Source organism: Kitasatospora sp. NPDC090091 (genome assembly GCF_044747365.1).
GTDB lineage: Bacteria > Actinomycetota > Actinomycetes > Streptomycetales > Streptomycetaceae > Kitasatospora.
In genome coordinates, this window is the sequence record NZ_JBIVDY010000034.1 from 70,058 (window position 1) to 81,415 (window position 11,358).

An 11,358-nucleotide genomic window follows, 5' to 3' on the forward strand; every position below is an offset into this window, starting at 1 on the left:
CGCCCATGGGCCCCGGCGGCCTCGCGGCCGGCGCTCCGGTGGCCTACGGGCTGTACTCCGGTGGCCCTACGGACCGCGCTCCAGCGGGTCAGTCGTGTTCGGCCGACCCGCTGAGCCGCAGCTTGCGCTGCGCCCGCTGGTAGAAGGTGGTGTGGCCGAGCCGTACGACGCGGGCGGCGGTCGGGAGCATCGTCACGTCGACCACGTCGCCCGGACGGACCCGCCCGACCAGCCGGCCGTCCGCCTCGACGGTGAGGTCACCGCTGTGCGGCAGCACCTCAAGGGCGAGCCGTTCCCCGCCGGAGAGGAAGACCGAGCGGTTGAACGCGGAGTGCGGCGCCACCGGTGTGACCAGCAGTCCCTCGGTGGTGGGGGAGACGATCGGCCCGCCGGCCGAGAAGCTGTAGGCGGTGGAGCCGGTCGGTGTGGCGACCACGACGGCGTCCGCGGTGTACGACACGAAGGGCTGGTGCTGGACCCGGACCGCGACGGCCGCCGACCGGTGCCCGGGGCTGCGGATCAGCACGACGTCGTTCAGCGCGGTCTCCTCGGTGCTGCCGAACGTGGCCCGGACCCCGGACCGCGCCTCCACGGTGAAGCGCTGGTCGTCGATGGCGTCGAGTGCCTCCGCGAGCTCCGGGATGTCGACCTCGGCGAGGAACCCCAGCCGTCCGACGTTGACCCCCAGGACGGGTGCGCCGCCGCCCACCATCAGCCGCATCGCGCGCAGCATCGTCCCGTCCCCGCCCAGGCTGATCAGCAGATCGGCGCTGGCGGCCATCTCCTCGGGCCCGACCGACACCGCGTCGCACCCGATCCGGGCCACTTCCTCGGCCAGCCCGAGGACCTTGGCGTCCCGGGCCCGGCTCCAGCGGATGACCGTGTCCACGACGGGCCCGCAGGTCCGCTCCGGGTGGAGTACCAGCCCCACCGTGCCGATGAATCCCATCCGCGGCACCTCGCCGTCGACCGGGTCGCTGTTCCTCCCCCTCCTCGTTCCCCCCTTCCACCCAGTCACGCACAGCCGTCCCCCACGTTCAAGCCGGCACGGGGGTCTTGTGCGGCGGCCCGGTCCGGGAAGACAGTTAGTTAAGAACAACTAATTACTTCTTCCCCCCTTCGGCTGTGGGAGTCGCCATGCAGGTCGCGGTGCAGGACCATCCGCACTACAAGTGGGTGGCCTTGTCGAACACCACCCTCGGCATGCTGGTGGCCACGATCAACAGCTCGATCGTGCTGATCTCGCTGCCCGCGATCTTCAACGGCATCGGGCTCAACCCGCTGGAGCCCGGCAACGTCAGCTACCTGCTCTGGATGCTGATGGGGTACATGCTGGTCACCGCCGTCCTGGTGGTCACCCTCGGGCGGCTGGGGGACATCCACGGCCGGGTCAAGATCTACAACCTCGGCTTCCTGGTCTTCACCCTCACCTCGGTCGCGCTCTCCCTGGACCCGATGTCCGGCGGGGGCGGTGCGCTCTGGCTCATCCTCTGGCGGGTGGCCCAGGCGGTGGGCGGGTCGATGCTGATGGCCACCTCCGCGGCGATCATCACCGATGCCTTCCCGGCCCGGCAGCGCGGGATGGCGCTCGGGGTGAACATCGTCGCCGCCATCGCCGGTTCGTTCATCGGGCTGGTGCTCGGCGGCGTCCTCGCCGAGTGGAACTGGCACTCGATCTTCTGGGTCAACGTGCCGATCGGCATCGTCGGCACCGTCTGGGCCTACCGTTCCCTGCACGACACCGGGGTGCGCCGGCCCCGGATCGACTGGTGGGGCAACCTGACCTTCGCCGTCGGCCTGACCGCCCTGCTCGCCGGTATCACCTACGGCATCCAGCCCTACGGCGGCCACACCATGGGCTGGACCAACCCGTGGGTGCTGGCCGGACTGATCGGAGGCAGTGCCGTCCTCGCCCTGTTCTGCCTCGTCGAGCGGCGCACCCCCGAGCCGATGTTCCCGCTGCGGCTGTTCCGCGACGCCTCCTTCACCGGCGGCAACGCGGCCACCCTGTTCGGCTCGGTGGCCCGCGGCGGCCTGCAGTTCATGCTGATCATCTGGCTCCAGGGCATCTGGCTGCCGCTGCACGGCTACCAGTACGAGGACACCCCGCTCTGGGCCGGCATCTACATGATCCCGCTGACCGTCGGCTTCCTGATCGCCGGGCCGGTCGCCGGCCACCTCTCCGACAAGTACGGCGCCCGGCTCTTCGCCGCGGGCGGCCTCGCGCTGATGGCTGTCTCCTTCGGCGGGCTGCTCCTCCTGCCCACCGACTTCGGGTACCCGTGGTTCGCGCTGCTGATCCTGCTGAACGGCCTGGGCGGCGGGCTGTTCGCCGCGCCCAACACCTCGCTGATCATGTCGGCCGTCCCGGCCGACGCCCGCGGCGCGGCGTCGGGCATGCGCGCGACCTTCCAGAACGCCGGCATGGTGCTCTCGATCGGCATCTTCTTCTCGCTGATGGTGGCCGGTCTGGCCGGCTCGCTGCCGCACGGGCTGGAGAGCGGGCTGACCGCGCAGGGCGTCCCCGCCGACACCGCGCAGAGCATCGCCGGACTGCCGCCGGTCGGCACGCTGTTCGCCGCCTTCCTGGGCTACAACCCGGTCCGCGAGCTGCTCGGCCCGAACGTCCTCGGCCGGCTGCCCGCCGCCAACGAACAGACACTCACCGGTCGGGAGTTCTTCCCCCAGCTCATCTCCGGGCCGTTCCACGACGGTCTGGTGGTCGTGTTCTGGTTCGCCATCGTGCTCTCGCTGCTGGGCGCGGCCGCCTCCCTGGTGCGGGCCCGTCCGGCGGCCGCCGCGCCGGCTACGGCACCGGACGACGGTACGGTGAAGGCCGCGCCCGGTGCGGCGGCGCGGGCGTCCCGGGCCAACCCGGGCAGCTGAGGAGGACCACCGCCCGATGGCGACGGAACCCACCCCGACCGGGGCGGACCACCCCCTGCCCGCGGAGGATCTCGCCCGGCTCCGGCTGGCCGTGGCCCGCCTGCACCGCCAGCTGGTGCAGGCGTCCACCCGGCTGGACCTGACCTTCGCCCAGCTCTCGGCGCTGGCCCGGATCGAGGAGCACGCCCCGGTCCGCCTGGTCGACCTCGCGGCGCGCGAGGGCGTCGCCCCGCCGTCCATGAACCGCACCCTCGGCCCGCTGCACGCCGACGGGCTGATCGCCAAGGAGCCCGACCCGCGGGACCGCCGCTCAGCGTGGATCACGCTCACCGAGCACGGCCGCGCCACCATCGCCCAGATCCGCGCACAGCGCTCCCAACTGCTCGCCGACCGGATGGCGCGGCTCTCCACCGAGCAGACGGACACCCTGCTCGCGGCGCTCCCGGTCCTGGAACTCCTCGCGGAGGAGCCCCCGGACGCCGGCTGACGGCCCGCCCGGCGCCCGCTCCCACCGCGGCGGTGCGGAGGACATCGGAGACAACGGCCTCCGGTGGGAGTCGGACCCGGCCCTCGTACGACTGCGACGCCCTTTCCCAGGAAGGTCGCGTTGTCACCGTTGATCGGCTCGTACACCGGGTGTGCGGCATCGGCCGGGACGGCGGGCAGCGCTGGTCGACTGCAAGGTGGGCATGACCGACCACTGGACCGGAGAGCTGAGAGCATCCCACCTCAGCATCACCGGAGGCGATCTTCGCCTGGAGGGATTCAAGGGCACCGTGGACCTCGCTGGGGCCCACATTCGGGACGATCTCCACCTTGAAGGCGCACAGCTGGCGAGAAGCGAGGGCGGGTACTCGCTGAACGCACCGAACCTGCGGATCGGGGGCAATCTCTGCGCGACCACCGACCAGGAGGTCTCCCTCCTCTGGGACCACGAGGACGTGTGGCTGGGTGCCGACCGGGATTCGGCGGGTCTGCGTTACGTCCTCAAGGGTATGCGGTACGAGGCCGTCCACGCCAGCGGTGTCCCCTTCGAGCGCCGCCTGGACTGGCTCGCCGAGAGCGCTCACTACGCGCGCTCGGTGCACCAGGCCAACCGGGAGATCGCGAGCTACACCACCGGCGCTCCGGCCCCGCAGGCGTTCGACCAGTTGGCCTCGGCCTACGTTGCCGCGGGCAAGGACGACGATTCCCGGAGCATCCTTCTGAGGAAGAACCAGGCGATCGAGCTTCACCGTCGGACCGTCCCACGCCCCCAGCAGGTCATCCGGAGGGTGAAGCTCAAGAACTGGTGCGTGGCCGTCGCAACCCGAGCCTGGAACGTCACCCAGGATCTCTTCATCGGCTACGGCTACCGACCGAGCCGAGCGCTGTTCTCCCTGATCGTTCTCTGGGCAGTGGGGGTCGCGGTGTTCTTCCTCTGGCCGCCGGACCCGTACGTCCGGCAGGCGGTCATCGCCCAGCACGTGCCGGAGCTGCCTCGGATGAACTGGGTCGAGCACCTCACGTATCCCGTGGACCTGCTCATCCCGCTGGTCGGCTTCGGGGAGAGGGACCGCTGGCACCCGGCTACTGCCGGCACGACCTTCCTGGCCTCGGTGCTCGTCATCGCGGGGTGGTTCCTCGGCGCGACGTTGCTGGTCAGCATCACGCGGGTGGTTCGACGGAAGTGAGCCACCCCGCCGGCAGGCCGTGACGGCAGTCGGAGTACGGCGGGGAGGAGGTCCCCCGGCTCCGGCACCGTCGGGTCCCCCTCGGCCGACCGTCACGCTCACGGGAGGAGTTCGCTGCGCCGTGCCGACCGTAGCCCCCGCGGCACTCGCGGCACTCGCGGGGCATGGTCCACTTCGCACATGAGCCTTTTGGTTGACGTGATGGTCGCCGACGAGAGCGGCAAGTCCCGCGTCGTCGGCGTCTCCGTAGAGGCATCGGATCACCGGTGCCCGCCTGGTGTCCCCGTCCGTGCGGGAGCCCGCTTGGACACCGGCATCCTGATCGAGCGCGAGGCCGCGGCATGACGCGACGCCCGACACTGATCGTCGTCAGCGGCCCGCCCGGGGCGGGCAAGACGACCCTGGCGCACGCCTTGGCCGATGCTCTCGGCTGGCCGGCGGTCTGCCGTGACGAGATCAAGGAGCGCCTGGCCGCCACCAGTGCCGGTCCGGCCGACTACTCGGACCTGAAGACGCTGGAGGTGTTCTTCCGCGCGATCGGTGAGCTCCTGACCTCGGGAACGAGCCTGGTGGCGGAGGCGGCCTTCCAGGACCGCCTCTGGCGTCCGGGACTGGAACCTCTCGCGGATCTGGCCGACATCCGTGTCGTGCGCTGCATCATCGATCCCGCACTCGCCCGCCTGCGCATCACCCGCCGAGCCGCCGAAGAGCCCTCGCGCGCCGTTCATTCGGACGCCGAGCTCCTGCACCGGATCGCGGAAGGGAATCAGCCGATCGAGTCCTGGGTCCCGATCACGCTCGATGTTCCCTGCCTGGTCGTGGACACCGGGCAGAGCTGGAAGCCGCCCCTGGCACGGATCGTCGAATTCGCCGCACGCGCCCCCGGGGCAACCTCTGAGGATCAGTCCACGATCAACCGGTCCTGACGGCTGCTCCAGCGACGCTCCCGGGAAGTGGCCCTGGATCCTGGACTGGCAGCACATCGGCTTCGGCTCCGTTCGGCAACCCCGGCGTCTACCCGCCGGGTGGGCGGGGCCCGGCCGGGGTGGGGGGCCAGGTGTCGGGGGCGAGGGTGCCGTTGACGTAGGCGCGGGCGATCAGGGCGGTGCGGTTGGTGGCGCCCCAGCGGCGGGAGAGGCGGGTGAGGTGGTAGTTGACGCCGTCCGCGGTCAGGCCGACCTCGCCGGCGATCCGGGTGCTCGTGTTGCCGGCGGCGGCCAGGGCGAGGATGCGGGCCTCCAGGGCGCTGGCCCGGGCGGGGCCCGCCGGGGGAGGGGCCGGCGCGGCGGCGGGCTGATCATGGGGGTGGACGATCAACAGCAGGTTCAGCGAGGCGTCCGGCTCGTCGCTGACGACGTTCACGGTCATCTCGCCGACCCGGTCGGTCCCGGCGGCCGTGCTCCAGGAGACCTCGACCGGGTAGCGCGAGCGGCGGCGCAGCCGGACGGCCTCGGCGAGCGGGTGGAGGTGGCCCGCGGTGGTCGGGCGGAACAGCTCCAGCGCGTTGCGTCCGGTGAGGCGGCCGGGGAGCGTGTCCCATTCCGTGGCGAGGGCGTGGTTGGCGACGAGGACGGTGCCGTGCGCGTCGCAGAAGAGGAGCGGCAGCGGGATCCGGTCGAACAGCAGCGCGGCCCGGTTGCGCCAGAAGACGGCCTTCCCGTCGAGCGGGGCGGCTGATGGCACAACAGATGACTCGACCGGTCGGGCAGGTGACGGGCAGTCCGGGGCGCACTTCGGTCCGGCTGCCGGCTGCGAGAGGGCGCAGCGCTCCTCCTCGGACGGCTGTCCCGCCACGTGCATGGGCTGTTGCTCCCGCCTGTTCGTACGCCGGCCGGCGCGTCCCGGGTACGCCGTGGCCCGCCTGATCCGCTGTCACAGGGGTTTCGGCCACGGCCCATCTACCCGAACGGTCCGGCCTTGGCAATCCTCGAAACCCCGCTTCCCCTACAAGAAGTTGTAGCACCCTTCGGATTCCCGACCGGTCGTGCGCGGAAGGTTCAAGACAGCCGCCCGTACCGGCGGTAACCATGCGGATTCCCATGCGAAGGGCAGAACACCCATGGCCGAGACCTCGTCCGACCTGCCGATGCCGAGTGGCGAAGTCGATGGCGTCCCCGTGATCGACGTCTCCGAGATCGGCCTGGGCGCCGTACCCCTGCTGCAGCAGATGGAGTTGGCCCGGCGGAACGGGCCGGCCTTCCTGCAGCGCATCCACGGCCGCGACACGCTGTTCGTCAGCGGACTGGACCTGGTCACCGAACTCGCCGACGAGCAGCGGTTCACCAAGGCGGTCGGCCCGGCCCTGGTCAATGTGCGGGAGTTCACCGGGGACGGCCTGTTCACCGCTTTCAACGACGAAGCCAACTGGGCCAAGGCGCACGACGTCCTGATGCCGGCCTTCGCCCTGGGCTCGATGCGGACCTACCACCCGGTGATGCTCAAGGTCGCCCGCAGGCTCCTCGACTCCTGGGACCGTCACGCCGGCGACGGCACGCCGGTGGCCGTGGCGGACGACATGACCCGGATGACCCTGGACACCATCGGCCTGGCCGGCTTCGGCTTCGACTTCACCTCCTTCGAACGCGCCGAGCCGCACCCCTTCGTGGAGGCCATGGTGCGCTGCCTGGAGTGGGCGATGATCCGCCTCGGCCGCGCGCCCGGGGGCGACCACCGCGCGGTCGACGCGGCGATGCGGGCGGACGCCGACTACCTGGCCGCCGTCGTCGACGAGGTCATCACCGCGCGGACCGCCGGCAGAGCCCGGCCGGAGCACACCGACCTGCTGGCGCTGATGCTGGAGGCCGTCCACCCGGCCGACGGCACCACGCTGGACGTGGAGAACATCCGCAACCAGGTCATCACCTTCCTGATCGCCGGCCACGAGACCACCTCCGGCGCGCTCTCCTTCGCCCTGTACTACCTGGCCAGGAACCCCGCCGTGCTCCGCCTGGTCCAGCAGGAGGCGGACGAGCTGTGGGGCGACGCGGCGGACCCGGAGCCCACCTTCGAGGACATCGGCCGCCTGCGGCTGACCCGCCAGGTCCTCAACGAGGCGCTGCGGCTCTGGCCGACCGCTCCCACCTTCTCGCGCGAGGCCCGGGAGGACACCCTGCTCGGCGGCCGGATCCGGCTGCGCGCCGGACAGGACGTGCGCGTGGTCGTCCCCATCCTGCACCGGGACCGCACGGCCTGGGGCGACAACCCGGAGGCCTTCGACCCGTTCCGCTTCGCACCGGCCGCCGAGGCCGCCCGCTCCCCGCACGCGTTCAAGCCGTTCGGCACCGGCGAACGAGCCTGCATCGGAAGGCAGTTCGCGCTCCACGAGGCGACCATGCTGCTCGCGATGCTGGCCCACCGCTACCGGCTGGTCGACCACGCCGACTACCGGCTGACGGTCAAGCAGACCCTGACCATCAAGCCGAACGCCTTCACCCTCACCGTCGTCCCGCGTACGCCCGCCGACCGGGCCGCGAACCGCGCCGCGCTGAGCGCCGGAGCACCGGCGCACGGCAAGGACGGCAACGGCGGCAGCTACGTGGACGGCACAGGTGGCACCGACGGCGGGCGGCAGGCCTCGGCCGCGTCCGCAGGGCCCACCCGGGTCCGCCCGGGCACCGGCGTGCTGCTCCTGCACGGCTCCAACTACGGCACCTGCCGCGAGTTCGCCGCCCGGCTCGGCGACGCGGCCGCCGAACTCGGCTGCGACACCGCCGTCGCCCCGCTCGACGCCTACGCCGGCAAGCTGCCGACCGACCGGCCCGTGGTCATCGCCACCGCCTCCTACAACGGCCAACCCACCGACGACGCGGCCGCGTTCGTCCGGTGGCTGGAGCAGGCCGGGCCCGGCAGCGCCGACGGCGTCCACTACGCCGTCCTCGGCGTCGGCGACCGCAACTGGACGGCCACCTACCAGCGCATCCCCACCCTCGTCGACGACCGCCTCGCCGCCCTCGGCGCCACCCGGCTGCTGCCGCGTGCCGAGGCCGACGCCTCCGGCGAACTCACCGGCGCCGTCGACGCCTTCACGGCGGCGCTCCGCACCGCCCTGCTGCACCACCACGGTGACCCGGACACCGGCGCAACGCCCGCACCCGCGGCCGGGAACGCGGCCGGGAACGCGGCCGAGAGCACGACCGGGACGCACAGCACCCCCGGCTACGCCGTCACCGAGCTCACCGGCACCGCCCTCGACGCGCTGGCCGCGCGCCACGACCTGACCGCGATGACCGTCGCCGCGACCGGCCACCTCAGCCGCCCGGACTACCCGCGGGTCAAGCGCCACGTCCGCCTCGCCCTGCCCGAGGGCACCTCCTACCGCACCGGCGACCACCTGGTGGTGCTCCCGGCCAACGACCAGGAGCTGGTCGAACGCGCGGCCAAGGTGCTGCGCCTCGACCTCGACGCGGTACTGAGCATCACCCCGACCCGGCGGCGCCGGGACGGTCTCGCCGTGGACCGACCGCTCACCGTCCGGGAGCTGCTCACCCACCACGTCGAGCTGCAGGACCGGCCGACCGCCGCGCACCTCGCCGACCTGGCCGCCCGCAACCCCTGCCCGCCGGAGCAGGCCGCCCTGCGCGCCCTCGCCGACGCGCGCTCGGCGGCCGGTACGGACGCACCGGCCGACCCGCGCACCCTCCTCGACCTGGTCGAGGACCACCCGGCGCTCCAGAGCGGGGTCCTGACCTGGCCCGTCCTCCTCGACCTGCTCCCGGTCCGCCGCCCCCGGCACTACTCCGTCTCGTCCTCGCCGGCCGCCGACCCGCGCCACATCGATCTGATGGTCTCCCTCCTCCAGGCGCCCGCCCGCTCGGGCCGTGGCACCTACCGGGGCACCGGCTCCGGCCACCTGAGCGGCCTGCGGCCCGGGGACACCGTGCTCGCCCGGCTCCAGCCCTGCCGCGAGGCGTTCCGGATCGACCACAGCGCCACCACCCCGGTCATCATGGTCGCCGCCGGCACCGGCCTGGCCCCGTTCCGCGGCGCCGTCGCCGACCGGCGCGCCCTGCTCGCCGCCGGTGCCCGACTGGCCACCGCGCTGTGCTACTTCGGCTGTGACGCGCCGGACGCGGACTACCTGCACGCCGAGGAGCTGCGCGAGGCCGAGCGGGCCGGTGCGGTGTCGCTCCGCCCGGCCTTCAGCGAAGCCCCCGACCGGGGGCGGCGCTTCGTCCAGGACCGGATCGCGGCGGAGGCCGACGAGGTGTGGTCCCTGCTGGAGGCCGGCGCCGAGGTCTACGTCTGCGGCGACGGCGCCCGGATGGCGCCCGGCGTCCGGGCGGCCCTGGAGACCCTGTACCGCGACCGCACGCCGGGCGCGGGCGAGGCGGACGCCCGGGCCTGGCTGCAGCGCCTGATGGTCGAGGGCCGCTACGTCGAGGACGTCTACGCCGGCTGACCCGCGCACCAGGGCCTGTCCGGCCGGACAGGTCCTTAAGGCGTGTCTCTTTGATGGGTTGAGCAGTTGGTCGGATGTGTCTGTCCGGTTGGTGATCAGTGATGCGATGTGGGACCGGATCGAGCCGCTGATGCCGGCCGATCCGGTTCGTGGGCGGCGGTGGGCGGACCACCGTCGCACGTTGGAGGCGATCGCGTGGAAGTACCGCACGTGCTCGCCGTGGCGTGATCTGCCGAACGACCTGGGCCCGTTCCAGACTGAGCACAAGCGGCTGCTGCGCTGGGCGGTCGACGGCATGTGGGAGAAGGTGTTCGCCGCCGTCCCGGCCGCGGCGGACGCCGACGACGACATCGGATGGGCCGCCTCGGTTGACTCGACGGTCTGCCGGGCCCACCAGCACGCGGCCGGTGCCCGCAAAGGGTGACGGCCTCCGTGGCGAGCCTTCCGACCACGCCATCGGCAGGTCCCGTGGCGGGTTGAGCACCAAGGTTCACCTGGCCAGTGACGCCCGGGCACGGCCACTGGCGATCGTCCTGACGGCTGGGCAGGCCGGCGACGCGCCCGCCTTCGACACGGTCATGGCCGTGATCCGCGTACCCCGCGTCGGGCCGGGCCGTCCACGCACCCGGCCCGACACGGTGATCGCGGATCGCGCGTACTCCGCCCGCGCGATCCGCTCCCATCTGCGGGAACGCCACATCCGCACGGTCATCCCGCAGCCGGTGGACCAGATCCGCAACCGGCAGCGGCGCGGCTCATGCGGCGGACGCCCACCCGGATTCGACCGTGAGGTGTACAAGGAACGCAACACCGTCGAGCGATGCATCAACCGCCTGAAACAGTGGCGCGGCCTGGCCATGCGCACCGACAAGCTCGCCATCGCCTACCAGGCCGCACTCCACCTCGCAGCCATCCTCATCTGGCTCCGCAGATGACCAAAGCGACAGCCCTTAGAAGCCGTTGTCTTTCCGAGAGTGACGGGCGCATTTCCGCTGGTCAGGCATAGGGGCGGTGTTTCGGCGGCAGGGACGGGGTGTTGTGTCGTCTCTTTGGTGAGGTGCTGGGATGCCGTCCGTGATGGGGTTGCTGGAGGAGCGTGAACGGGCTGCCCGGCGGCGGGTGGAAGCCCTTCAGACCGAGCTGCGGGAGGCGGAGGCCGTGTGGGAGCGGTTCGTGATTGCCCGTGAGACGGTGGCCGAGGTCCTGGCGGAACCCCGGGGAGTCGATGAGGTTCCGCCGGTCGTGGTGGCAGGCGAACGGCCGGTGCGGACCGCTGCGGCTGTGCCGGGTTCGGTCGTGCCGGTGCGGAGGGACGGCCTCGATGTCGGTGTGCTGGCGTCGGACTACCGTCGGCTCGTGGATGTCCTGGCCGGCGAGAGCGGGTCGGGCGGGGAGGCGATG

At 72.2% G+C, this 11,358-nt stretch carries 9 protein-coding genes and 1 pseudogene; 8 read left to right on the forward strand and 2 right to left on the reverse strand.

Annotated elements, in window-relative coordinates; all coding sequences use genetic code 11:
- Positions 1 to 88: 88 nt before the first annotated feature.
- The gene (locus ACIPSC_RS36785; RefSeq protein WP_400833975.1) at positions 89 to 949 is read right to left on the reverse strand and encodes an NAD(+)/NADH kinase; all 861 of its coding nucleotides are present in this window, start codon (positions 947 to 949) and stop codon (positions 89 to 91) included.
- Between the two features lie 188 nt (positions 950 to 1,137).
- Here ACIPSC_RS36785 and ACIPSC_RS36790 point away from each other — a divergent pair, with 188 nt between their 5' ends.
- The 5 genes from ACIPSC_RS36790 (at position 1,138) to ACIPSC_RS36810 (ending at position 5,485) form a co-directional block, all read left to right on the forward strand.
- Entirely contained in the window at positions 1,138 to 2,886 is a 1,749-nt protein-coding gene (locus ACIPSC_RS36790) for an MFS transporter (RefSeq protein ID WP_400833977.1), read from the forward strand.
- 16 nt (positions 2,887 to 2,902) lie between these two features.
- Positions 2,903 to 3,373, forward strand: coding sequence for a MarR family winged helix-turn-helix transcriptional regulator (locus ACIPSC_RS36795; RefSeq protein ID WP_400833980.1), 471 nt, complete (start codon positions 2,903 to 2,905; stop codon positions 3,371 to 3,373).
- A gap of 202 nt (positions 3,374 to 3,575) precedes the next feature.
- Positions 3,576 to 4,559 (forward strand): hypothetical protein, encoded by a 984-nt coding sequence (locus tag ACIPSC_RS36800; protein ID WP_400833983.1) that lies wholly within the window; start codon positions 3,576 to 3,578, stop codon positions 4,557 to 4,559.
- A 180-nt stretch (positions 4,560 to 4,739) separates the two neighbouring features.
- Positions 4,740 to 4,904 (forward strand): hypothetical protein, encoded by a 165-nt coding sequence (locus ACIPSC_RS36805; RefSeq protein WP_400833985.1) that lies wholly within the window; start codon positions 4,740 to 4,742, stop codon positions 4,902 to 4,904.
- The gene (locus ACIPSC_RS36810; RefSeq protein ID WP_400833988.1) at positions 4,901 to 5,485 is read left to right on the forward strand and encodes an AAA family ATPase; all 585 of its coding nucleotides are present in this window, start codon (positions 4,901 to 4,903) and stop codon (positions 5,483 to 5,485) included. Before ACIPSC_RS36805 ends, ACIPSC_RS36810 begins: the two co-directional genes overlap by 4 nt.
- 88 nt (positions 5,486 to 5,573) lie before the next feature.
- On the opposite strand, the gene ACIPSC_RS36815 is transcribed toward ACIPSC_RS36810, so the two are convergent.
- Entirely contained in the window at positions 5,574 to 6,242 is a 669-nt protein-coding gene (locus ACIPSC_RS36815; protein WP_400833991.1) for a LuxR C-terminal-related transcriptional regulator, read from the reverse strand.
- A 376-nt stretch (positions 6,243 to 6,618) separates the two neighbouring features.
- Here ACIPSC_RS36815 and ACIPSC_RS36820 point away from each other — a divergent pair, with 376 nt between their 5' ends.
- The 3 genes and pseudogenes from ACIPSC_RS36820 to ACIPSC_RS36830 all read left to right on the forward strand — a co-directional run.
- Positions 6,619 to 9,957 carry a cytochrome P450 gene (locus ACIPSC_RS36820; protein ID WP_400833994.1) on the forward strand — a complete coding sequence of 1,113 codons (3,339 nt, stop codon included), beginning with the start codon at positions 6,619 to 6,621 and terminating at the stop codon, positions 9,955 to 9,957.
- Between the two features lie 106 nt (positions 9,958 to 10,063).
- Positions 10,064 to 10,892, forward strand: a protein-coding gene (locus tag ACIPSC_RS36825; RefSeq protein WP_400834000.1) for an IS5 family transposase whose coding sequence is annotated in 2 segments (ribosomal slippage) — positions 10,064 to 10,374 and positions 10,373 to 10,892 — 831 coding nt in all. Because the reading frame shifts where the segments join, the coding sequence is not laid out codon by codon here.
- 130 nt (positions 10,893 to 11,022) lie between these two features.
- A pseudogene (locus tag ACIPSC_RS36830) lies at positions 11,023 to 11,358 on the forward strand (hypothetical protein); the annotation flags it as partial.